This window comes from Trichocoleus sp. DQ-A3, assembly GCF_039961975.1.
Classification (GTDB): Bacteria; Cyanobacteriota; Cyanobacteriia; order Cyanobacteriales; family FACHB-T130; genus FACHB-T130.
Genome location: NZ_JAMPKC010000001.1, coordinates 571,369 through 594,750, shown reverse-complemented (window position 1 = coordinate 594,750; position 23,382 = coordinate 571,369). Strand labels below are relative to the sequence as shown.

Sequence of the window (23,382 nt, the reverse complement as noted above, 5' to 3'; positions counted from 1 at the left end):
CACAACCCCGTAAATATACCTATCGACTCCCCCTACACTTTAAGGAGTCTCCAAGGAGAAGTGCTATAAAATCAGGGCTATCTTTATCAATCCTTTAAATAAATCGGTTATTCTCGCCCGATCGTAAAGCTTCTATGAAGTGCCTGTGAAGCGATCGCAGCACGTAAAAAGCCGGGAAATTTACTTCCGGCTTAAAGCTAAAGTAAGCTAAAGCTTTCTGGTCAGCCGCTGGTTGACTGACAAAATTCAAGAAGCAAAACCTGCAAGACTCTCCAAAACTCTCGAAACCCAATCTACACCGAAAGATTTGTCAATCAGATAGCGATCGCCTCCTCAGCGCGATCGGTTTACTCGCAACTTTTACTCCAATTCTTTAGTTTCTCTGTTGCGAACTCGCGCACCTTCTGGTCTGGGTCATTAACAGAGCGATCGCGCAACAGTGGTAGAGTCTGGGGATGGTGAGGATAATTTTTGATAATTATCTCAAGTGCTAATTGCCGAGGGTTGTCTTCCCAGTCTCCCTCACGCTCAAAGGGATCATTGACAGCGCGATTGTGCAAAAATTCAAACATATCAGGCTCATCGTTCCAGCCATGCGCTAATTCTTGCACCGCAAACTCACGCACTTCGTAGTCAGGGTCATTTACAGCGCGATCGAGCAACAGTGGTAAAGTCTGGGGATGGTTGGGATATTGCTCAAGGATTCCCTCAAGTGCTGTTTGTCGAGGGTTGTATTCCAAGTAATCCTCACGCTCAAAGGGAGCGTTGAGGGCACAATTGCACAAAAATTCAAACATTCCAGGTTCACCCTTCCAACCATCGGCTAGCTGCGATATCGCTGCTAATCGCACATATGAGTCCTTATCAGACTGAGCATAGCCTTTGAGAGTGGGTAAGATTTCCGGGTCATCTTTCCAGGCGTTGCACCAACCGCTCAATGCTGTCATTCGCACTGTCGGATACTCATCTGACTTAGCTAAAGTCTTCAGCCAAGGTAGAGTTTCAGGTTCCTCTTTCCAACCCTGTACCACTTGATCTACTGCTTCCACTCGTACAGCTCCGTAATTAACAGACCAAGCCAAAGTTTTAAGCCAAGGTAAAGTTCCAGAATTGTCTTTCCAACCCTTTGCCAATTCTTCTACTGCTGTTACTCGTACAACCCAATCATCATCGAACTGAGCCAGATATTTAAGCCAAGACAAAGTTGCTTGGTCATCTTTCCAATTAGCTGCAATTACTGAAACGGCTTGAGTACGAATTGCACGGACACGATCCTCCCCTTTGAAATAGCCCTTTGAGTTATCGTAATTTGGGTCATATTTAATCAGGTCTTTCAAGCTACTGAGTAGTTTCACACTGACTGTCATAAGCTCAAAGCGATTTCTTACTTCTGAAAGACACTCAGATGCCAGAAAGACATTCGTGAATTTTTCTGCTTCGCCATTCAGACTAATCAGATAATCAATGATTTGCCCTACAAAGCTCGTATCAATCATTCCAGCAATCAACCGCAGCACTTCATGCCAAGACTCATCCTGCCAGTGCTTACCAAACACTTCAGTCTTGAATTCTTCAAGCGTCAAGCCCCCTTCAAGACCCCGTTTCCCAAACTGCTCAATAAACTCGCAGGCACAGAAGTATTCTAAAAATGTTCGATGCACAAACGCATAGGAATCAGCGCCCAGGAAACACAAAATAAAATTGCGACTCCGTAGTTGTTCGATCAGCAACCTGGCAACCGTTCTTGCCTGACTAACTTCTATATTTTTCAAATAGCCAGTCAGAATTTTTTCTAAATCCTCCCCTTGCATCAGATTGCCAGCCAAACCCTTATCTGCCGCTTGCATATGGTAGGCAACCTGACGCAGTATCGCCTGCTTATCTTTATAGTCAATTGTTACCGAATCTACCCTCGGATTTTCTAGCAATTTCTGCTCCACATCCCATTGATGCAGCAGTAACCGCGAGGCTTGGTTGTAAAGTTCTGGTCTATCTCTGGGCAATTCTTGATTGCGGTTTAAAATCGCCATCATCGTCAGTAACAGAGGATTTCCCGCCAGTTCTCCAATCGCTGAAGAAGTCTCAATTGCCCTTTGCAGTCGCTCCCGCTTTCTAACTTTATCCGCCTCATCGGTGAACGTTAATTCATGCCATCGGTAGATAAAATCCTGAATCTGGTCTGGCTCTAAATCTTGCAGCATGAAGTGACGAAACTCAGCATCTCGCAACCGTTGGGGTTTGTAGCCAATAATGCGAGAAGTGACCATTACCCGCGCCTTCGGATAATCATTCGTGAAGCGATGGATATCAGTAATTACCTCCTCCCGTTTCACCGGATCGAACACCTCATCCAACCCATCAAACATCACCAAAACCTTACCAGCTTTTAGCAGTTCGTGGAGTTCAAGCTGATTGAGGCGACAGACAATTCCACAGCCCTTGTGGAAGAATTCCAGAAAATCCTTGCACTCTCCAGAGTCCCGATTGCGAATATAAGTCCGCAATTCAATCAGCAACGGAATCGGCTGTTCAATGACCGTATTGAGAGGCGTTCTTGCCCAATTCAAAGCGATGTATTGCAACAACGTAGACTTCCCCGAACCCGGATCGCCCAAAATTACAACATAGAGATAAGTTTGAGGGTCATTAATAATATCTAAAACTGAGCGAATTGGCTGTTGATAATAAACCTGTTTATATCGTTCCCACTCCTCCGGGTCAACGTCTGCTTCAAGTTGGTTACTCTCCTTCAGTCGTTTTTGATGCTCTTTAGGCATCTCGTAAACTTGGGGTAAATATTCCTGGCATTCGCGCACATTTTGTGCGATAAATACTTGCCATACCTTGAGTTTTTCTCGATAGTCATAAACCCTCGTATCTAAACTATCTAAATTAAGATTGCTGTATCGCTCTTGCAGCCCTTCCTGATACCGCTTCAAGTCAAATTCTGTAGGAACTCCAGCCAATTCTCTAGTGTTTTGTTGAATAGCTTCTATATTTTTTGAGTCAAAGATAGCGCGTAACTCATCCGACTCCCGGATAATGGCTTTAACCTTTTTGAGATAAAGCTTACCAATCCGTCCCCAATCAAAATCTTCTGGTAAAGACAACAAATCAAGGCGATACCAAATTTTAGATAATTCCTTAGTATCTATCGCTTGACAGTCATATTGAAAACCACTGCCCAGTATTTCTTTCACTGAGGTATCGTTAATAGATTTGTTTAACGATTCAGTGTATTGTTTCAGCCGTTCCTCAGAAAGGTCAGCACTTTCTAATTCCTGCTGCACCAATTGCAAAAATTCCTTCAGAGCTTTACCCGCTGCCTTTTGCAGGGTATCTTTCTGGGATAATCCCGTAAAATCCTTGATGCTGTCTTTGAAAAAATCTTTAACGTAATCCTCTAAAGCTCCTTTGGCTAAGGGAACCAACACCTCTGTAAACACAAATCCGGCAACAGTATGAACTCCCCAGACCACTAACCAATCCACCATAATCCTCGCACCTACTGAATTCCGTAGACTACGAGTATAGCGAGTGGATTGGAGCGATCGCCTTCAGCGTGCAATCGAAAGAGCGATCGCGACAACCAATTAGTATGGAGTTGATATCAGATAATTTTGATGCCCAGAGGTTTTTTATGAAAGAAAGCACCATCAACAAACAAGCGAATATCTCTGCTGAGTCTCCCTTATGGGAAGAACTTGCTGATGAAGCCGCCGCTACCTGCGTCGGGGGAACTGCGCTGACGGATCTTTTCGGCGAATTGGATAATGCGATCGCCACATCGCCTTTTTCAGAAGAAGGTAGCCTGTTTGTTGAGGAAAATAGCGGGACTATTCAAGACATCTTCCAAGGTTGGATCAATTATATTGACCTGATTAACAGCCTGGGTTGAAGCCTCTAGCACTCTAGCAATTCTCTATGGAATGGAGTACATAACCCCACCTCTGCCCCTCCCCGCAGAGGTCGAGCCACTAAATATTGCCCCTCTCCGTTCACGGAGAGGGGTTGGGGGTGAGGTTCCGAATTCCCCTCTCCTACTGCTCTACATAAAATCGCGGGGGTCAGTCACATATCCAGTCAACGCCGAAGCCGCAGCAGTATAAGGCGACGCCAGATAAATCCCCGCCTCTTTATTTCCCATCCGACCGGGGAAATTGCGGTTAGTCGTAGAAACGCAAATTTCCGGCTCATTCACACGACCGAAAGTATCCTTGGGACCACCCAAACAAGCCGCGCAGGAAGGTGCCGCAGGCTCAATGCAACCAGCCGCCAAGAAAATCTCAGACAAAGTTTGCCCTTCGTACTTCTGGGTGAACAAGTCTTCGTAGACTTTCTGCGTTGCCGGTACTAGATAAGTAGGAACCTTCACCTGCTGTCCCTTAAGAATGCGGGCAGCGTACATAAAATCTGAGGTTTTGCCGCCAGTGCAAGAACCGATATAAACTCGGTCAATTTTGACATCCCGGCATTCCCGCGCCAAGGCACGATTATCTGGAGAATGGGGCTTCGCGACGACCGGCTCTAACTTAGAGACATCATAATGTCGATCCGAGTAGAAACGAGCATCAGCATCCGTATAAACTGGCTCGAAAGGCTTATCAGTCCGAGCGCGGACGTACTCAAACGTCGTCTCATCCGGGGCGACCGTACCATTTTTGCCACCCGCCTCAATCGCCATATTACACAGCGTCATTCGGTCTTCCATCGACAGACCGTTAATGGTAGTACCGGCAAATTCCAGCGCTCGATACGTGGCTCCAGCAACACCAATATCTCCAATGATTTGTAAGATCAGGTCTTTTGCCAATAGGTAATTCGGCATCTCGCCCTCAAAGACAAAGCGCATCGTCGCCGGGACTTTGATTAGCAGCTTGCCGGTTCCCATAATGAAGCCAGCGTCTGTGTTGCCGATGCCGGTGGCGAACTGACCAAAAGCGCCCGCGTTGCAGGTGTGGGAATCGGTACCAAACAGCACTTCCCCCGGACGGGTGTGACCTTCTTGTGCCAGGGCAATGTGACAAACACCTTTGTAATCGGGATTGGCTTTAAAGTCGGCTCGGTCGGTGATGTCGTAGAAATATTTAATGTCTTGCTCTTTGGCAAAGTCGCGCAGAATATCAACGTTGCGGTTAGCGCGTTCGTCAGCAGTAAAAATGTAATGGTCTGGAATCAAAACAATCTTTTCTTTGTCCCAGACTTTGGCATCAGCGCCAAATTCGCGCTTGAACACCCCGATTGTACCGGGACCACAAACGTCATGGGTCATTAACAAATCAACGTTAACCCAAATATTCTCCGCCGGTTCGACAATAGCCCGACCGGAGGCACGAGCCAAGATTTTTTCGGTGAGAGTCATCCCCATAGCTATTTTCCTCTTCCTTGCAAAGACGCGATCGCTTTTATTTGATAATGCCTATTTTCTCCAGCCCTCTGTCATTCTATAACAATGTATTTCAGACAACTAATACTAAGGATAGATGTGGGCTGGATACCTGAAATGTTTTATTATCAACCTTGTCCACGATTTAACTACTCAAATTTATCAGGCAAAACTAAAAATAAGGGTTCAACGTTACTGAAGATAAATCTGAAGATAAATATAAATATTAAAAACGCTTGTAGATTCATCAATCTACATTTATATCCCTAAATATTAATCACTGATTTTTCTGGCGTTGTTAGTAAGGAATAATGGGTAATTGGTATAGGTAAAAACTTTTCAGTTCTAGAGACGCCATTATCGCCTCTAAATTTTGAATTCAAGAGCTTTCTTCAACTCAAAACACTCATTACCCATTACCCATTAACCATTACCACTTCAACAGATTAAACTGCTCCATGTCCACCGTCTCGCGGTTGCGATAGATTGACAGCACAATCGCCAAACCCACAGCGGCTTCAGCGGCTGCAACAGTAATCACAAAGACGGAAAAAACCTGACCTTTAATTTCTTGAGGATCGAGAAAATTAGAAAAGGCCATTAAATTCAGGTTGACAGAATTCAGCAGCAATTCAATCGACATCAGCACGCGAACAGCATTACGGCTGGTAATCAAGCCATAGATACCGATGCAGAAGAGGGCAGCGGCTAGCAGTAGAAAATACTGAAGTTCTAGGTGCATGAGTTTTCTTTGTTTCTATGTGTTGGTATCTGCGGGGAGTTTACCGCTTTCGGAGCCGACCGTCAAAAGTTCGCGAGGACGTTCCGGCAACGTTAACGAGGTTGGTTGAGTTAGCTGAGGTGAAATTTCTTCTGGAATATACTCACGACGTGCCAGAACAATTGCGCCCACCATTGCCATCAACAACAACACAGATGCCAACTCAAAGGGTAGCAAAAAGTCACTGAAGAAATGCAGACCAATCTGCACAATGCTACTTTCAATGGGAGTGGTCAAGACCGCTAAAGTCCAGGGAGTTCTGATCACCATCGTACCCAGAAGCCCAAACAAGCCGATACAGACCAAAGCCGTTGATGCTTGGCGAATCCAGCGATTGCGAATGGGTGCAAAATCTTCCCGCTTGTTTACCAGCATGATGGCAAACAAAATCAGGACGTTAATCGCTCCAACATAAATGAGAACCTGCGCCGCCGCTACAAAGTCTGCATTGAGAAGAAGATACAGCCCAGCGATGCTGACAAAAACTCCACCCAGTAAGAAGGCTGAGTAGACAATATTAGTAAACAGCACCACTCCTAAAGCTGAGCCAATCATCATTAGCGACAGCAGGCCAAACGAAACAATCTGAACGCCTTCAGCTAGATTCATTTTTGTCCTTTGTCAGTAGTCAATCGTTTATTTGTCATTCGTCATTCATCATTAGTTTTTTACAAGTGACTAATGACGAATGACAAATCACTTTTATTTTTCCGTTTTTTGTTCCAGAATTTCCGCTGGAAGCTGACCGGGGCGACGGGAACCTTCTGGCAGGTCGTGCGGGTCCATGACGCCCTTGGGTAGGTAGACAAGTTCGCGCAGCGGCGTCACCATTGGGTCTTGCGTGACTTTGTACGGTAAACGACCCAGTGCCACGTTGTCAAAATTCAATTCGTGACGGTCGTAGGTGCTAAGCTCGTACTCTTCGGTCATTGACAGGCAATTGGTCGGGCAGTATTCCACGCAGTTGCCGCAAAAGATACAAACTCCGAAGTCGATGCTGTAGTGCTTGAGGAGTTTCTTTTTGCTTGCTTTGTCAAACTCCCAATCCACTACTGGCAGGTTGATGGGACAAACCCGCACGCAGACTTCGCAGGAAATGCACTTATCAAATTCAAAGTGAATTCGACCCCGGAAACGCTCGGAAGGAATGAGTTTTTCGTAGGGGTACTGCACGGTAATCGGACGCCGCCGCATATGGTCGAAGGTTACAGACAACCCTTGACCAATATATCGAGCCGCTTGGACGGTTTCTTTGGCGTAATCGCCAACTTGTTTGAGGAACTTAAGCATTGTTCTGTGTCTCTCTCTGATTAGAGAATCGGTGATTGGTGATTGTGGAAAAGGTAATTCTTACCCCGATTTATTACCGATTACCGATTACCAATTACCCGCCAAAAGCAACGGGAAATGCTAATTTTAGGGCTGCGGTCAGTAGCAGGTTGACTAAAGACACTGGGAGCAGAAACTTCCACCCTAGATCGAGCAGTTGGTCAATGCGAACCCGTGGTACAGTCCAGCGCAGCAGAATCGCTATGAAAACGAGGAAGTAGGCTTTGAGGAGGGTCATGGTGATCCCCAGTGCTGCATCGATCACCTGCAACCAAGGACTGGTTTCACTGACTCCCAGCCAGCTGCCTAGCATTGAGATAGGAATCGGAAATTCCCATCCGCCTAGATACAAGATTGCAACTAGCAGGGCAGAGAGGACGAGGTTGACGTAAGAGCCGATATAAAATAGACCGAATTTCATCCCGGCGTATTCGGTCTGATAACCGGCAACCAGTTCTTCTTCTGCTTCTGGCAAGTCAAAGGGGAGTCTTTCGCACTCTGCCAAAGCGGCAATCCAAAAGATGAGGAAACCCACGGGTTGCCGCCAGACGTTCCAGCTGAGGACGCCGTAGCCAGATTGCTGTTCTACGATGTCGATGGTGCTAAGACTGTTGGACATCATCGCGATCGCAAGTACGGAAAGCGCTAGGGGAATTTCGTAACTAATCGACTGCGCTGCCGCCCTTAAACCCCCTAGTAGGGAATACTTGTTGTTTGAAGAATAGCCGGACATCAGCAAGCCAATCGGCTGAATGCTGGAGAGGGCAATCCACAAAAAGACGCCCATTCCGACGTTAGAGATTACCAGGTTTTGCCCAAACGGCACAATCAGGAAGGACAAAAACACTGGGATGACGACGATGATTGGGCCTAGCGTGAATAGCAAGCGGTCGGTCTTGGCTGGGACAATATCTTCTTTGAAAACCAGCTTTAGACCATCGGCGACCGGCTGCAAAACACCCAGTGGTCCGGCGAATTCTGGTCCAATTCGCTGCTGAGCCGCAGCAGAAATCTTCCGCTCCAGCCAGACGACCACTAGCACCCCTACGGTAGCACCAATAATCATCAGAAACATCGGCAGCGGCATCCAAATGGCTTTGGCGGCACCTGCTGGGATGCCCAGATCCCTGAGGGATTGGATAAAAGTTCCTTGTAGGTCAATACCTGGGTTCATGTTTCCCGAACGAAGTAATTACTAGGACAATTCGAGACAAGATGTATCGAATCAATCTATCTGTTCTTTTGTGAAGATTTTTTTCAGCTACACAGCCTAGTATATCGTTGGAGCGCATCCAGCCCAGCGCAGCAAATAAGAAATTCTACTTATCCTTAAGTTAAAGTTTTCTGTGGTCAGGAAGAAGGGAGGCGCGATCGCTTGTTGTGGCGGGTGAAAGTGCGATCGCCTGTGTAATTATCACTGATACTGCTCGAACCAGATGGCTAAATCCGTCGGTGCCGTAAAATCCAACAGCGCCTCACCCAACTCCTCTAATTGAGCGATGGGTATCTGTTGAATCCGGCTCTTGCATCTGTTGGTCAACTGAGGCAACTAATCCCTACGAAGGTCAACCAATTAACAGTAAGCTTCCCCATCTACCCCAATTTTCGGAACCAGCGATCGCTCCTCCCGTCTCCGCCACAAAAAAAGCGCGATCGCTTCTCTATACAATTTTTGTCGGAAGCGATCGCGTTTTTTCGGGTTCTAGATGACTATCGTTGTTCTATAGAAATGTAGCCAGCTTCGCGAGAACCTTTATAAATTTGAGTCGGACGATAGATGCGGTTTTCTCCTAACTGTTCCTTCCAGTGAGCCAGCCAACCAGCAACACGAGCGATCGCAAACACGGGTGTAAACAAATCTGTAGGAATGCCCATCTTTCGGTAAACCAGACCCGAATAGAAATCCACGTTTGGATAAATTCCTTTTTCGCCTAATTTTTCCTCAAGTACCCTTTCCAACTCCACAGCAATGTCGTAATACTTATCGTGACCAAATTTCTCAAACAGTTGTTCTGCCAAGTTTTGGAGAATTGTCGCTCGCGGGTCTTTCACTTTGTAAACGCGATGACCAAAGCCCATAATTTTCGCTTTGCGCTGTAAGGCATCCTCTAGCCACGCAGTAACATTTGCCACTGAGCCAATTTCTTCTAACATGGTGATGACTTCTTCATTCGCCCCTCCATGCAATGGCCCTGCTAAAGTTCCCACCGCTGAGGCAACGACTGCGTAGGGGTCGGTCAGGGTAGAAGCCGTCACCCGTGCCGAGAAGGTAGAAGCGTTCATCGTATGTTCTGCATGAAGCGTCAAGCAGACATCGAAAATCCGCGCCGCAAGGGGGTCGGGTTCTCGCTCGTTCAGCATATACAAGAAGTTGGCAGAATAGTCCAAATCATCGCGAGGGCGCACGGGGTCGTTGCCTTTCCGCATCAGTTGGAACGCTGCCACCATTGTGGGAATTTTTGCTAGGAGGCGCACCACCGCTTCCCGAATGTAAGCAGGGTTATCTAAAGCGCGACGGGAGTAAAACAAACCCAAAGCAGCGGCAGAAGCTTGCAGCGCATCCATTGGATGCCCGGTTTCCGGAAAACACTTCATCATGTCCCGGATGCGATATTTGATCCGCCGATGATAGCGAATTTCACTTTCAAAGGCTTCAAGTTCTTCCTTCGTGGGGAGCGTACCCCAAATTAATAAATACGACGTTTCTAGGAAGGTACTCTTTTCTGCGAGGTCTTCGATGCGAATGCCGCGATATTCTAGTATTCCCTGTTTTCCATCGACATAGCTGATACTGGATTGGGCAGCGGGAATGCCTTCTAAACCTGGTTTATACTCGCAGACAGTCATGTTGCTACGGATTGGGTGAGGGGAACATACTCAAGTTACCTTACCAGAAACCGTTTTTGTAGTCGCTAGTTTTACCAGAATTTCTAAACGGGGATTACAACAGCCACTTGGGTGAGGAAAGCAAAAACATCTGGCTATGACCCACGGGAGACTGAGTTTCTGGAAGGCTTAATCCAATCATGCCTGCTTTTTTCAAAATTAGCGCTTCTTGGGTATCGCCCCACACCAAAATTTCTGCCCAATTTCCCAAGTTAGGTTGATGACCTACTAGGGCTAATTGAGATCCACCCGCTCGCCGCCATTCCTCTAACCATCTCAGCCAAGCTTGGATGCCACCCCCAGGAGCTAGGTCGATTGATTCTTCTAGATGGGGACACAAACGGGCGGCGACGAGAATTTTGGCGGTTTGGCGTGCCCTCACCAAGGGACTGGTGAGGATCAGGTCGAAGCGCACACCGATTTCATCCAGTCGTTTTGCTACTTTAGCGGTTTTCTTGCGTCCCTCATGGGTCAGGGATCGCGCTTCATCTTTGACGTCCTCAGATGGCTCGGCGGCGATTCCGTGGCGGATCAAATAAAGTTTCATAGGTTAATTGCTGATGGAAGAATGGAAGAGTCGCAATTTCCATTCTTCCACTCGCTTTTACTCCCCATGAAGCAGATGGTCTTTTGGGTTGACCAACCGAAGCAGCTTTTGCTTGATTTGGGTGTCAAAAACTTCCCATTTCATCTTGGCGTACTCAGAATTTTCATTGAAGCCGCCCAAGAACCCCATCGGAATTTCAAAGCCACCCGCGGAAAGTCGTCCGCCGCCAAAAAAGCGTCCTTGATTGTCTTGCCCAAAGGCTTCTTTGATAAACTCGTCAGGGTCGAGAGTCAGCTTGCTGGTTCTCAGGGAGCCAATTACGACTTCCAATTCTTCGTCTTCGTCGTGGACGATTCCGTAGACGACAGCCGTGTGGACGTTTTCTTCTGTCACGAGAAAGTCTGCCGCTTGGGGGATGGCATCCCGATCTTCATAGCGAAGATAACCAACACCAGCGATAGAGAAGTTATTTTGGACAGTGCGGTTGGTTAGCGATCGCTCGATTACATCCATCACCCGTTTTGAGCGATACGCCTGCAAGACTGCATTCAGCAGCTGGGCGTCATAAAAACGGCTGAGATACCCCGCAGCTAGAAAATCCTCTTCCTGAGCTTGCATCAGCCGGTTCGTGTCTGACCTCAGACCATGCATCAGTGCTGTCGCACATTTCACGTGTTCGCCAATACCGCTATCCAGCTTGAGCAACCCTCCTTGGAGGTACTGGGTTAAAATCGTCGCCGTTGCTCGTGTAGAAGGGCGAATATCCGTAAATTCAGCATGAAGTTCCGTCTGTATACTGTGATGGTCAATCACCACCGTAATCGGGATTCCTGCCTTTTGTACCCAAGGCAGCAATTGACAGGTAGTGCCCTGGTTATCAATCAGAACACAGCCCTGATACACCGACAAGTCCTTCTCCTTTTCCTTCAGGCACTGGACGCCCAAGCGTTTTGCGGGTAAGCCTGTAAGTTTAACCAGAGCAATATTTTCTTGGTGGCTGAGAGTGCCAGCGTACACAATTTCGCATTGGATGTTGTACTGCTTGGCAATCAGTTGATACGCCCAAGCACCCGAAAGGGCATCCGGGTCCGGGAAATCTTGCAAAATTACCAGATGGCGATCGCCCCGGTGACGCTCTAAAGTCTGTCGTAGCGATTCCACGATTCTTTCCAGTGGGGGTTCGCTAGACCCTCTTGCTGAATAATTACCAGATCCATTCACTGTCTGTGTGGGAGCCGCCTCTGTTAGTTGAATTTCAACCACAGATTCCGAATCTGGCTTGGTGTCTATAGGCTTTGACTCGGCGGCGATTGGAGAACCATTGAGAGGCTTGAGCAAATTAGATCGCATATTATGGATAATGCAGGTGTGCAAAGCTATAAAATTAGTATTCCAGTTGCTGCAACAGTCTCTCTCCTCACGCTTCCTGCCAAGTATTTGACAGATTCAGTCAATCGCCCAAAGGGCAAAAAAAGCGCAGTACAGAAACCCTTGTAAATGCCGCGAAAGCTCGCCTCTTTACTGCGAAAACAGGTTTCCAGAGACGCCGTGATTACGCTTGTCTTGATATAGAGCTACCTATTCATAGATCTTGACAAAAAAACTGGTAAACGACACTCCCCCTGCGGTCGCGTTTTCCGGTCTTGACCTTTTACAGTTGCGCTCTTGCTCTTTCATGGCTACCGATTGGCAATGAGGGGTTAAGGAAGAGTGCAATGTTCCTCTGCCCCCAGTACTAGGGGCACCACCCGTACTTGCCAGTCTCTTGACTAGCCAAATTTTAAAACCCCCCGCAGTTGATTTAAATGCAGGGGGCTAAAGGCCGATCACATATTTTTTCCACTCCTGATGCGTACCACTTTTGAGGTGTTTCGCAACTTCAAAGTGCAGACTACTGTAAGGCTTGCGAGGCGGCTGCCGCAAAATCATGTTGGCTTCCTTGGGGGTGCGGCTGCCTTTATTAACATTGCAGCGCACGCAGGCGGTGACAATGTTTTCCCAGGTATCGCCGCCGCCACGAGAGCGGGGAATTACATGATCGAGCGTTAAATCGTCCCCGGTATAACCGCAATATTGACAAGAATGACTATCGCGGTGGAGGATATTTCGACGAGTCAGGGGAATTTCCTTATAAGGAACCCGGACATAGTAGCGCAGCCGAATAACCGTTGGGAGTGGAAACTCTGAGTAGACGTATTTGCCGTTGTGTTCAACCCGCTCTGCTTTCCCTTTGATCAACAAGACAGCAGCCCGCCGCCAGCTGGTGATGTTGAGCGGTTCATAAGAGGCGTTTAACACCAGAACCTTGCCCATAGGGTGATTGAGATATTGAGAAGATTTTTCCAGATGGTAACACAGTTAACCCAAACGCTGTCAGGGTCAAGAGATAGAGAGGGAGTAGGAGAGCATTCCTGTTTTCATTCAAACCTCAGACCTCACTCCTCAGCCTGCCGATTTCAGACCTCAACACTGCTATACGACAGCTTCTAACAGTTCTCTTAAGAGAAAACTATAGTTGAATAACACTTAAATTTTGTCTTTGAGTCCCGAAAATGCTTCTTCAACATTCCGTCTTTACATTAACTTTTTCTAATCGTTGCTATAAACGTGACTTATCCTTTAAATTAATTTTTTTTAAAGATAAAAAATCAATTTAAAAATATAAAAACTAATAACTGTATCAATAGATTTTTCAAGCGTTCTCTTATCGCAATCCTAATTTCAGTTGGAAGATGCCAGCCTTTCAGAACTCCGGCTGCTATAGGAAGTCGGGATTTTTTTTGCTTTGACGTTGCATGAAATTAGGCGAGCAATGCCTACCTGCCATACTTTTCGGGCACCCTGTTAAGATAGTACGGTTTCTAGGGGTAAAGAGATTGGTAGTTCTATGGTCATTGCCTTTGACATACTTTGACATAGATGATACCCCGCGCCTTAATCAGATGAAAGAGCATACTACTCAGCATTCACCCGCTTCTTGATGTAGGCTGAGAAGTCCTGTACGGGCGGCAATCATGCTAAAAAGCGCGCTGTGTAAAAACTTGCTACCCGCATGAATGTGACGTCTGCGTGACAGGCGTCACATTCATGCGGTATCCAGCCTCACTAAGTCATGAGGCGACTATCATACGCTATCAAGGTTTTCAATCACCAAATCCTCTAAAGAAAAAGTTTACATTTAGAATAAAGAATTCTCGATAGCGCAATGCAAGTTCAAGCAACCAGTAAGCACTCAAGAGTTCTTAAGACATCCACACTTAAGGATGTCTTATTAGATACTCATCAGACTGAACCACTCATTAATTCAAACAAGCTGGTGCCGAAGATTCCAGATCCTCAGGAAATAATTTGTCAGTTTTTTTTGGACATTGTTAAACAATGGGCACCAGATTTAGTTCTGTATGAGTTTAAAACTTTATTTATTAATCCAGTCAAGGCGATTGGTTCAGCACATCTGCAAGCACTTAAAACAATTGTTGATTCTAAAAATGAAGAAGAATTTAAAAATACATTAAAGCGTTCTTGTTATATTCTTCTCAATAACTGGATATTGGCTCGCCACTACCAAGCCTTAAAAGATTTAATTCAATTAATTTCTAATTCTGCTAACTGTGATAGCATCTCATCTCCAAGTGTAAAATGTCTAAAGGCTTGGCTTGCAGATTTCGTTAATAGCCAAGATTATGAGGAACTTAAGCTATTTGTTTCTAGATATGAAAATCGAGAGCAAGACCATTGGAAGAGCCGTTATACATCTTATTTGTTAGCGCCTCAGTATGTTAATAAGAAAAATTCTGAAGAACAGCGCCAAGCTGCTAAAGGCTTATCAAAGCAGTTGAAAGACCAGTTTAAGTTTGATCTGGCAATGTACACAGCTCATTCTGAGTCTAGGGGATTTAACAATAAGAAAAACCAAAATCCTACGGCTTTGGGCGATCAAGCACTCCGTTTAGTTAAAAAAGTTATCGCTAGACGCGGAATGTTTAGCTATGAAAACATTGCAAATATTTTTTTAAAACAAACCAAAGAATTGAAATACAAGCATTTTAAACAAGGCTTGCTAAAATATTTATTTTATTCGACTGAAAGCCAAGGTCAGGTAGAGACTTTAAAAACTAATTTGTGGAAAATATTAGAATTTATCTATAAAGAGGCTGATGAAGAAGAGATCAATAGCCTTCTGCTGATTAAAACCTGTAAACGGGTAATTGAATGTTTAACGATCAAGAATAATGGAGAACCTTCTTCTCTGTTCGTTTCATTAGCTTCTGAAGGAAAATCGGTTACTCTAGCAATCCTACTGCTGAAAATTATTCTAATTTGTCCTCCCACTCGGACTCATTTAGAAGTTTGTTTAGCTAAATTGATTCAATACTATGAAGAATATTCGCAAGAAGAATGTTCTTGGGTAATTAACTTTTTAGAAGTAATCAGAATTACTTTAACAATTTATACAGAAAATGTTCAATTCGATTTAGTAAATATGGAGGAGGATAGCCTCTCTCCGTCGGGTAGTATTGATGGGAAGGGTTATCGAGTTTTCTCTCGGAAGTATCGGAAGTAACCGGAAACTTGGTAGTGGCTCTAGAGGGCTACCTGTTTAAAGCGGGATGGTGGAACTTACTTCAATACTAATTTTTCCTGGTGATGCTAGCCATCAGAAATCCCAACCCTCTTCACAAGGGAGCAAAAAGAAAATCGTAAGTGTAGCGCCAGTAAAATGATGGGTATAAGTTGGTAAACCTGTAGAGCTAGAGTTAGTAGACCTGTAGAGCGATCGCATCTATGTAGCGAGTCTCAAAAAATTACTCCACCAGCCTACAAAAAAGGGGCGATTGATGAATCACCCCTACCTGTGTGTTGATTTATACCATTTTGTTGTAGATCTGCCGCTTGTGCCAATTTTGAAGTTATGTTGCGGCGCTTGTTTGGTCGTCCCAACCCCTAAATCTAAAATCCAAACGAGGATTAATGGCTTGACGAAGCGACTGGTTCCCCACCTGGCGTGCGTAACTCTTCCACCATTTCCTGTATTTCCAGCGGCGGTGGCGGAGTTAGACGCGAAACAACCCAGGTGACAACAAAATTGATCGCCATGCCCAAGGTGCCAATTCCCTCAGCAGAAACGCCGAAAAACCAGGGTGACATCCCATAAAATTTGACACCCGCAATGTAGGAGATGGTAAAGATAAGACCAGCTAACATCCCAGCGATCGCGCCTTCCCGATTTGTCCGCTTGTCGAAGATACCTAAAATGATGACTGGGAAAAAGCTGGCTGCGGCTAAACCAAAGGCAAAAGCCACCACCTGCGCCACAAAACCGGGAGGATTGATGCCGAAGTATCCGGCAATTGCGATCGCAAACCCGACCATAATTCGACCCACCATCACTCGCAGCGATTCTGACGCACCTGGATTAATGATGCGGTAGTAGATATCGTGAGCAACCGCACTGGAGATTACCAAAAGCAAACCGGATGCGGTAGACAGCGCCGCCGCTAACCCTCCCGTCGCCACCAAGCCAATCACCCACGGAGCGAGTTTTGCCACTTCTGGTGTTGAGAGAACGATAATATCCGGATCGATGCCGATCTCGCTGGTGGCTTTATCGGGCGTCAGCTGAATCCGCCCATCCCCGTTCTTATCTTCAAAAGTAAGCAGCTTGGTGTTTTCCCACTTGTTCACCCAGTCGAGTTGATGAATTTCCTGAATCGTCTGGTTGTGCAAACTGTCGATCAGGTTATAACGGGCAAACGTTGCAAGTGCGGGGGCACTAGTGTAGAGTATCGCGATAAATAGCAGCGCCCAACCCGCTGAGTAACGCGCCGCACGGACATCAGGAACTGTGTAAAAGCGCACGATGACATGGGGAAGTCCCGCAGTTCCCACCATCAAAGCAATGGTGGTAAACAAAACATCCAGCATCGATTTGTTGACAAACGGTTTGGTGTATTCCTGAAAACCGAGGTCAACCTGGATTTGGTTTAATTTCGGGACAATATCGCTAAAAGGGAACGCCAGTTGGGGGATCGGGTTGCCGGTGAGCAGCATGGCGATCGCGATCGCGGGAATCAAGTAGGCAATAATCAACACGCCGTACTGTGCCACCTGAGTCCAGGTAATCCCCTTCATTCCCCCTAAAACGGAGAAAAAGCCGACAATCACCATCCCAATGATCACGCCAGTGCTTACATCCACTTGCAAGAAGCGGCTGAACACAATTCCCACACCCCGCATCTGTCCAGCGACGTAGGTCATGGAAACAAAAACTGCCGCCACAACTGCCACTAAACGGGCGACATTGGAGTAATAGCGATCGCCCACAAAGTCCGGCACCGTATATTTACCGAACTTCCGCAAATAGGGAGCCAGCAACAACGCCAGCAGAACATAGCCACCCGTCCAACCCATCAGATAGATCGAGCCGTCGTAACCCAAGAAGGAAATCAACCCTGCCATTGAGATAAACGACGCCGCCGACATCCAATCTGCTGCTGTCGCTGCACCGTTGGCGATGGGTGGAACTCCACGCCCAGCCACGAAAAAGCCTGCACTTTCTTTAACGCGCGACTGCCAACCGATGTAGAGGTACCCAATGAAAGAAAGACTAACCAATAAAATAGTCCAGATTTCAACTGACATTATTTCCCTCACTCATCGATATCGTATTTGCGATCGAGCTTGTCCATCTGCACGGCGTAGATGAAAATCAGCCCTACAAAGACAAAAATAGAACCCTGCTGTGCCATCCAAAAGCCGAGGGGAACGTTACCAAAACGCACCGCATTCAATGGCTCAACTAACAGAATGCTAAAAACGAGGGATACTAGCGCCCAAACGATCAAAAGATTTCGAATTAAAGCAGTATTGGCTCGCCAGTAAGCCTGACGTTTATCTTGATGCATAGATTTTTACGGTTGCCAGAACCTCAAAAGAGAATAACTTGATTAGATTATCAGGAGTGGACGCGATCGCGCTCTTTTGATGCAGCCACCTAGCAGCGAAACATCTCGTAAAACTAAACGTAAAATCCCGGAGGGAGATAACTTCAGTTCCTACAAAATCCGGGTTTTTGAAGATTTACACTTACATGCTCAGCGTATACCGCAATGCTTCAGCTTCTTAAACTTAGGAAGTGGCAGAAAATCCGCGATCGCTTCCGAGTAAATACATAAATTGGGATTCTAAAAACAAAATGCAAAATTTTGTAAGAATTGGGATGAATACTCTGCATTATTTGTCGGAAGCGATGGGAATACTAATAAAAGATAACGGGGAGTAAACATCCAAGAGGGCTACTGTGAACAATCCCAAGCATCCAAGCGAACCGACTGAGCCGCTGGCGAAAGCAGAGTCCGAACTCAATGCATTTTTTAACCTGTCCCTCGATCTCTTAGGCATTTGCGGGCAAGATAGGTACTTCCAGAAACTCAACCCCGCCTGGGAGAGCGTTTTGGGCTGGACGCTGGAAGAATTGATGTCGCGCCCTTGGATTGAATTTGTCCATCCAGATGATGTTAATGCAACGCTAACCGCATCCGGAGAATCTGCTGACAATGCGATCGCTCATTTTGAAAATCGCTATCTCTGCCAGGATGGCAGCTATCGATGGCTGTCTTGGAGAACGTTACCGCATCAAAATGGATGCTTCTATGCAGTTGCCAAAGATATCACCGAGCATAAAGCCGTTGAGTTAGAACTACAACAACTCACCGCCCAAGTTAAGCAACAATCCACAAACCTCGACCAAATTCTCTCAGCTTCTCCAGATCAGATTTATCTGATCGATAGAGCGGGAAAATATGCCGATACTAGCGTTGCAGGTGCCAAGGCACTGGGGTTCCAGCGTAGTGACATAGTGGGGAAGACATGGCAAGAACTCGGCTTGCAACCGGAAAATATGGGGTCAATTGAAGCGCACCATCAGACAGTATTTTCTACTGGGCAACCGATGACTGGCGAAGCTTACCTTCCCGCCATCGAGGGTTTCAGGCACTACGAGTACAATATCACCCCCATCCATAATCCAGATGCCAGTGTGGATGCAATCCTCAGCACTGTCAGAGATATTACCAGTCAAAAGTGGGCAGCCGCCGCCCTAAAAGAAGCCAACGAAGAACTAGAAAAGAGAGTAGAAGAGCGTACAGCAGAATTACAACAGGTCAACGAGCAACTCCGGGACGAAATTAGCCAAAGCCTGCGACACGCTGCGCTAAGCCAGCGTGCAGAAGCAGCACGGCGCGAGAGCGAAGAAAGATTTCGTCGAGTTTTTGATGATGCTCCTATCGGTATCACCTTAGTCAGAAAACCTGACTATCGGTTTTTCATGGTAAATCGAGCCTTTTGTGAAATTTTGGGTTACACGGAGTCAGAACTGACAACCCTTGACCTTTTTGATATTAACCATCCTGAAGATTTGGAAATAGAAACGCCTTATCTCAAGCAAATCATTCAGGGAGACATAGACAGCTATCAGCTTGAGAAACGTTATATCAAGAAAAACCAAGAAATTTGCTGGGTGAAGTTAACGGTAACGGTAATCCGGAATGAAATTGGAGAAATCCTCTATGAATTAGGCATGGTTGAAGACATCACCGAGCGGAAACGAGCTGATGCTGAAATACGGAATGCGATGGAAAAAGAACGGGAACTCTGCGAACTGCGTTCTCGCTTTGTTACCACCGTATCCCACGAATTTCGCACTCCGTTGAGCATCATCATTCTATCTGCCAGATTACTAGAACGTTTCCCACATCAAGCAAGTGAAGAAAAAAAACGCGAGTATTTTGCTCGCATTCAAGCAGCTGCCAAGAATATGACCCATCTATTAGATGATGTGTTGTTTATTGGTAAAGCCGAAGCCAAGAAGCTTGCCTTTAATCCAGCACCTTTAGATTTAGAAAAGTTCTGTCACGACCTCGTGGAAGATATCCAAGTGACAATTAGCAAGCAACACGCGATCGCTTTCGCTTGTCAAGGTCAAAGTACCCATTTTTGTATGGATGAAAAGTTGCTTCGGCAAATTTTTACGAATTTGCTTTCAAATGCCATCAAGTATTCCCCGAAAGGCGGCAATATTCAGTTCGACTTAGTTTGCGAACAAGGAACAGCACTTTTTTCCATCCGAGATAAAGGAATCGGCATTCCTCCCGAAGCCAGAACACGGTTATTTGAATCTTTTCATCGAGCTGATAATGTGGGGACGATTCCGGGTACTGGATTAGGACTTTCTATCGTAAAAAATTGTGTAGATTTACACGGTGGAAAAATTTCAGTAAACAGTGAAATTGGAGTGGGAACGACCTTTGCTGTTACCCTTTATTCAAGTAATTGTGGGTCTAAAGTAGAGGCAATTAATCCTCTGGTTCGAGCTTCATAAATTTTAGGAATTATTTTTATCAAAATAATTCCTAAAATCAAGGCATTCATTTAAATTTGAGCTTAGATATTCCCTCCCTTTTTCAGGAACTGCTTCAAGATTTCGCTGGGTTTGCGATCCCATGTATCGATGTGATTGTAAATTAACCCATCTTTATTGAGTTTATAAGTAGAGTAGCCATTAAAAAATAGGCGAGGTTTCCAGAGAAGGCGCAAAACACCGCGTACAGTCCAATTCGCCCTAATGGTGTCTTCATCTGTCTGCTCCACATCATGAAGATCGAAAAATATTTCTGTAAAAAATAGCTGCGCGTGAAATCGCAGCGTCCAAAAGATAATCCGATAGTTGAATTTCCATTTAAATTTATTCACTGGATCTTCAAAATAGATATCCTGTGTATAAATGTCGTAGGAAATATCTCTTTCAAAAAGCATGGGTAGATCGTTTTTAAGCGTTTCCACCACTTGTTCTACTTGTAATTGATATTCCACCCGCATTCTCTCCTCAACCAGCGGCACAGTGATGATTTTAGCGGTTTTTTAAGTTCTTTTTTTGCAAAAAACCGGATTCTAGACCAGCTGCGATTTTACATTGATTTTCAGCGATTGCTTCTTGTCTATGGATGCGATCGCTTACAAAGTAATAAAAGATCCGAAATTCTACAGTAGACGGTATCTCCAGCTAATGCTGTGTCAGGGCGTTAGCGACAAAGATTTCTAGTCAAAAGTTTTCTGCCTAAAAATAAACTGATAGTTGCTGTCTAGATGACCTGCTAGCTATCCGTAATTTCTCTGAAATCTGTCGATTAACACATAAATAGTCAAAGTCGATTGTTTGCACAAATTGTAAGCAAATTGTTACCTTATTCATGAAAATCAACAAATATATGAAATATTCCAAGATAAGATACAAATTGAATATTAAATGTAAAAACTATTACAGCCATAAATCTTGATGCTAAAATTTGTGCAAAATTTTTTGTCAAAAGATTTTATTCCCCACGGGCATTGTTACCTGTGGAAGCCTGGATTAGTGTGGCTGCACATTACATCTGATATTTTGATCGCAGTCGCTTATTATTCGATTCCAATCATGCTGGTATATTTTGTCTCCAAAAGGCGAGATATGCCCTTTTATGGGATATTCCTGTTGTTTGGAACATTCATTGTTGCGTGCGGTACGACGCATCTAGCAGAGGTGGCGACGCTGTGGCATCCGTATTATTGGTTATCAGGATTCTTGAAAGCCTTTACGGCTGGGGTTTCTGTGTATACGGCGTTGATGCTAATACCCTTAATTCCTCAAGCACTTGTATTTCCTAGTCCAGCGCTATTGGAAACTGCCAACAACACACTAGAAAAGGAAATTGCCGAGCGCCAAGCCACTGAAGAAGAACTACGAAAACTCACATTAGAGTTAGAAAGACGAGTTGAAGAAAGGACTGCGGCGCTACAATCTGCCAACATCTTGTTACAACAGGAAATTGTCGAACGCCAGCAGACAGAAGCGGCGTTACGGGAAAGCGAAGCGCAATATCGTCGCATTGTCGAAACCACGACTGAGGGAATCTGGGTTCTCGACACCGCAGGCAATACATCTTTTGCGAACAATCAGATGGCCCAAATGCTAGGCTATACCATCCCTGAGATGCTAGGTCAGACTTTATTTGCATTCATGGATGAAGAAGGTCAGGCGATCGCGATCGCTCAGATGGAACGTCGCCGCCAAGGAATTAAAGAACAACATGACTTTAAATTCACCCGTAAAGATGGCTGTAACTTGTGGGCGATTGTTGCTACAAATCCCATCTTCGATCAAACAGGACAATACATCGGTGTCTTAGGAATGATTACCGACATTACCGAACGTAAAGCCGCCGAGGAAGCCTTACGGCAATCGGAAGCGCAATTGAGACAACAAACAAACCAGCTAGAACAAGCTTTTCGAGAACTTCAACAAACCCAAGCGAAGCTCGTTCAGAGCGAAAAAATGTCCAGTTTGGGGCAGTTAGTCGCCGGAGTTGCTCACGAAATTAATAACCCAGTCAACTTCATCTACGGCAATATCACTCACATCAGCGACTATACTCAGGAACTGCTCAACCTGCTGTCCCTCTACGAGAAACACTATCCTCATCCGGTTCCTGAAATTCAAGCCTATGTAGAGATGAGCGACTTCCAATTTATGAAGAACGATCTCCCAAAGCTGCTGGCGTCGATCAAGGTGGGAGCAGAACGCATCCGCCAAATTGTCTTGTCGCTGCGTAACTTCTCCCGACTGGATGAAGCGGAAATGAAAGTCGTTGATATTCATGAGGGAATTGAAAACACTTTGCTGATTTTGCAGCATCGCTTGAAACAAGTCGGAGGCACTTTAGGCATTCAACTGGTCAAAGAGTATGGCAAGTTGCCGCTAGTCGAGTGCTACCCAGGTCAGCTCAACCAAGTGTTTATGAATATTCTCAGCAATGCAATTGATGCCCTCGAAGAGGCAATCGGCAATGGGTCATGGGTTGTGAATCATGGGGAAGAAAGTACCCATGAACAATTACCTACGATTCTGATTCATACTCAAATGCTAAACACCAATCAGGTAGCAATCTACATCGCTGATAACGGCCCTGGTATGAGTCAAGAGGTGCAGCAACGAGTGTTCGATCCGTTCTTTACCACAAAAAGCATCGGCAAAGGCACGGGGTTGGGGTTATCCATTAGTTATCAGATTGTGGAAAAACACGGTGGTCAATTAAAATGTATTTCCGCAGCGGGACAAGGGGCAGAATTTACCATCGAAATTCCAATTCACCAGACCAGTCGGCAGCCTGCTTTTGTGAAGCCATCTGCCTTGTTTTTAGAGCCGTATAAATCTTGATAAAATTTATAAAAAATTAGGCAGCTCTCTGCTAAAGACAATAAAATCCCCGTATTTTCACGGTTGCTGAATTTTGCAGTTGCTCCAGCTAGAATACAAAAATTTAAATAAGCAGCATTTTGGCTACCGAGCCAAGTTGTAAATAGATTAATTAAATAATCTTTGTGATCCTGTATACAGACTAACTTTCTACATCTAAAAAT

Annotated in this window: 19 protein-coding genes; 4 read left to right on the top strand and 15 right to left on the bottom strand. The window is 45.5% G+C overall.

Going from position 1 to position 23,382, the window contains the following annotated elements; genetic code table 11:
* Window positions 1-94: 94 nt before the first annotated feature.
* Together NDI44_RS02430 and NDI44_RS02425 are read right to left on the bottom strand one after the other, a co-directional pair.
* A complete protein-coding gene (locus NDI44_RS02430) occupies window positions 95-250 on the bottom strand; it encodes a hypothetical protein (protein WP_190413514.1) in 156 nt (51 codons plus the stop codon).
* Window positions 251-347: 97 nt separating this feature from the next.
* Window positions 348-3,494: a HEAT repeat domain-containing protein gene (locus tag NDI44_RS02425; protein ID WP_190413512.1), complete on the bottom strand. Its 3,147-nt coding sequence runs from the start codon at window positions 3,492-3,494 to the stop codon at window positions 348-350.
* A gap of 68 nt (window positions 3,495-3,562) precedes the next feature.
* On the opposite strand from NDI44_RS02425, the gene NDI44_RS02420 reads away from it, so the two are divergent.
* Window positions 3,563-3,898, top strand: a complete 336-nt coding sequence (locus NDI44_RS02420; RefSeq protein WP_339380708.1) for a hypothetical protein — start codon at window positions 3,563-3,565, stop codon at window positions 3,896-3,898.
* 150 nt (window positions 3,899-4,048) lie between these two features.
* Here the strand turns inward: NDI44_RS02420 and NDI44_RS02415 are convergent, their stop codons facing one another.
* The 10 genes from NDI44_RS02415 to NDI44_RS02370 form a co-directional block, all read right to left on the bottom strand.
* Window positions 4,049-5,368 carry a 3-isopropylmalate dehydratase large subunit gene (locus tag NDI44_RS02415; RefSeq protein ID WP_190413508.1) on the bottom strand — a complete coding sequence of 440 codons (1,320 nt, stop codon included), beginning with the start codon at window positions 5,366-5,368 and terminating at the stop codon, window positions 4,049-4,051.
* 448 nt (window positions 5,369-5,816) lie between these two features.
* On the bottom strand, window positions 5,817-6,128 hold the full coding sequence (nuoK, locus tag NDI44_RS02410) for an NADH-quinone oxidoreductase subunit NuoK (RefSeq protein WP_190413505.1): 312 nt from the start codon (window positions 6,126-6,128) through the stop codon (window positions 5,817-5,819).
* 15 nt (window positions 6,129-6,143) lie between these two features.
* On the bottom strand, window positions 6,144-6,776 hold the full coding sequence (locus tag NDI44_RS02405; protein WP_190413503.1) for an NADH-quinone oxidoreductase subunit J: 633 nt from the start codon (window positions 6,774-6,776) through the stop codon (window positions 6,144-6,146).
* Between the two features lie 93 nt (window positions 6,777-6,869).
* Window positions 6,870-7,457, bottom strand: a complete 588-nt coding sequence (ndhI, locus tag NDI44_RS02400; RefSeq protein WP_190413501.1) for an NAD(P)H-quinone oxidoreductase subunit I — start codon at window positions 7,455-7,457, stop codon at window positions 6,870-6,872.
* Between the two features lie 94 nt (window positions 7,458-7,551).
* The gene (nuoH, locus tag NDI44_RS02395; RefSeq protein WP_190413499.1) at window positions 7,552-8,670 is read right to left on the bottom strand and encodes an NADH-quinone oxidoreductase subunit NuoH; all 1,119 of its coding nucleotides are present in this window, start codon (window positions 8,668-8,670) and stop codon (window positions 7,552-7,554) included.
* A gap of 240 nt (window positions 8,671-8,910) precedes the next feature.
* Window positions 8,911-9,036: a DUF4351 domain-containing protein gene (locus NDI44_RS02390; RefSeq protein ID WP_199302809.1), complete on the bottom strand. Its 126-nt coding sequence runs from the start codon at window positions 9,034-9,036 to the stop codon at window positions 8,911-8,913.
* A gap of 170 nt (window positions 9,037-9,206) precedes the next feature.
* Window positions 9,207-10,343 (bottom strand): citrate synthase, encoded by a 1,137-nt coding sequence (locus tag NDI44_RS02385; protein WP_190413495.1) that lies wholly within the window; start codon window positions 10,341-10,343, stop codon window positions 9,207-9,209.
* A 94-nt stretch (window positions 10,344-10,437) separates the two neighbouring features.
* Window positions 10,438-10,929: a phosphohistidine phosphatase SixA gene (gene sixA / locus NDI44_RS02380; RefSeq protein ID WP_190413493.1), complete on the bottom strand. Its 492-nt coding sequence runs from the start codon at window positions 10,927-10,929 to the stop codon at window positions 10,438-10,440.
* A gap of 57 nt (window positions 10,930-10,986) precedes the next feature.
* Entirely contained in the window at window positions 10,987-12,279 is a 1,293-nt protein-coding gene (locus NDI44_RS02375; RefSeq protein ID WP_190413491.1) for a bifunctional oligoribonuclease/PAP phosphatase NrnA, read from the bottom strand.
* A gap of 465 nt (window positions 12,280-12,744) precedes the next feature.
* Complete coding sequence (locus tag NDI44_RS02370) at window positions 12,745-13,242, bottom strand: HNH endonuclease (protein ID WP_190413489.1); 498 nt, start codon at window positions 13,240-13,242, stop codon at window positions 12,745-12,747.
* A gap of 892 nt (window positions 13,243-14,134) precedes the next feature.
* Here NDI44_RS02370 and NDI44_RS02365 point away from each other — a divergent pair.
* Window positions 14,135-15,493, top strand: coding sequence for a hypothetical protein (locus NDI44_RS02365; RefSeq protein ID WP_190413487.1), 1,359 nt, complete (start codon window positions 14,135-14,137; stop codon window positions 15,491-15,493).
* 404 nt (window positions 15,494-15,897) lie between these two features.
* Here the strand turns inward: NDI44_RS02365 and NDI44_RS02360 are convergent, their stop codons facing one another.
* Together NDI44_RS02360 and NDI44_RS02355 are read right to left on the bottom strand one after the other, a co-directional pair.
* Entirely contained in the window at window positions 15,898-17,571 is a 1,674-nt protein-coding gene (locus tag NDI44_RS02360) for a sodium:solute symporter family protein (protein ID WP_190413485.1), read from the bottom strand.
* Between the two features lie 8 nt (window positions 17,572-17,579).
* Window positions 17,580-17,834, bottom strand: coding sequence for a DUF4212 domain-containing protein (locus NDI44_RS02355; RefSeq protein ID WP_190413482.1), 255 nt, complete (start codon window positions 17,832-17,834; stop codon window positions 17,580-17,582).
* A 395-nt stretch (window positions 17,835-18,229) separates the two neighbouring features.
* On the opposite strand from NDI44_RS02355, the gene NDI44_RS02350 reads away from it, so the two are divergent.
* A complete protein-coding gene (locus NDI44_RS02350) occupies window positions 18,230-20,308 on the top strand; it encodes a PAS domain-containing sensor histidine kinase (RefSeq protein ID WP_190413480.1) in 2,079 nt (692 codons plus the stop codon).
* A gap of 62 nt (window positions 20,309-20,370) precedes the next feature.
* On the opposite strand, the gene NDI44_RS02345 is transcribed toward NDI44_RS02350, so the two are convergent.
* Window positions 20,371-20,805 (bottom strand): DUF2358 domain-containing protein, encoded by a 435-nt coding sequence (locus NDI44_RS02345; protein ID WP_190413768.1) that lies wholly within the window; start codon window positions 20,803-20,805, stop codon window positions 20,371-20,373.
* 481 nt (window positions 20,806-21,286) lie between these two features.
* On the opposite strand from NDI44_RS02345, the gene NDI44_RS02340 reads away from it, so the two are divergent.
* Window positions 21,287-23,179: a PAS domain S-box protein gene (locus NDI44_RS02340; RefSeq protein WP_339380706.1), complete on the top strand. Its 1,893-nt coding sequence runs from the start codon at window positions 21,287-21,289 to the stop codon at window positions 23,177-23,179.
* Window positions 23,180-23,382: the final 203 nt, after the last annotated feature.

Excerpts from the sequence above, each read along its gene's own strand:
- NDI44_RS02425 (WP_190413512.1), bottom strand. The coding sequence starts at position 3,494 with ATGGTGGATTGGTTAGTGGTCTGGGGAGTTCATACTGTTGCCGGATTT.
- NDI44_RS02415 (WP_190413508.1), bottom strand. The coding sequence starts at position 5,368 with ATGGGGATGACTCTCACCGAAAAAATCTTGGCTCGTGCCTCCGGTCGG.
- nuoK (WP_190413505.1), bottom strand. The coding sequence starts at position 6,128 with ATGCACCTAGAACTTCAGTATTTTCTACTGCTAGCCGCTGCCCTCTTC.
- NDI44_RS02405 (WP_190413503.1), bottom strand. The coding sequence starts at position 6,776 with ATGAATCTAGCTGAAGGCGTTCAGATTGTTTCGTTTGGCCTGCTGTCG.
- ndhI (WP_190413501.1), bottom strand. The coding sequence starts at position 7,457 with ATGCTTAAGTTCCTCAAACAAGTTGGCGATTACGCCAAAGAAACCGTC.
- nuoH (WP_190413499.1), bottom strand. The coding sequence starts at position 8,670 with ATGAACCCAGGTATTGACCTACAAGGAACTTTTATCCAATCCCTCAGG.
- NDI44_RS02385 (WP_190413495.1), bottom strand. The coding sequence starts at position 10,343 with ATGACTGTCTGCGAGTATAAACCAGGTTTAGAAGGCATTCCCGCTGCC.
- sixA (WP_190413493.1), bottom strand. The coding sequence starts at position 10,929 with ATGAAACTTTATTTGATCCGCCACGGAATCGCCGCCGAGCCATCTGAG.
- NDI44_RS02375 (WP_190413491.1), bottom strand. The coding sequence starts at position 12,279 with ATGCGATCTAATTTGCTCAAGCCTCTCAATGGTTCTCCAATCGCCGCC.
- NDI44_RS02370 (WP_190413489.1), bottom strand. The coding sequence starts at position 13,242 with ATGGGCAAGGTTCTGGTGTTAAACGCCTCTTATGAACCGCTCAACATC.
- NDI44_RS02365 (WP_190413487.1), top strand. The coding sequence starts at position 14,135 with ATGCAAGTTCAAGCAACCAGTAAGCACTCAAGAGTTCTTAAGACATCC.
- NDI44_RS02360 (WP_190413485.1), bottom strand. The coding sequence starts at position 17,571 with ATGTCAGTTGAAATCTGGACTATTTTATTGGTTAGTCTTTCTTTCATT.
- NDI44_RS02355 (WP_190413482.1), bottom strand. The coding sequence starts at position 17,834 with ATGCATCAAGATAAACGTCAGGCTTACTGGCGAGCCAATACTGCTTTA.
- NDI44_RS02345 (WP_190413768.1), bottom strand. The coding sequence starts at position 20,805 with ATGCGGGTGGAATATCAATTACAAGTAGAACAAGTGGTGGAAACGCTT.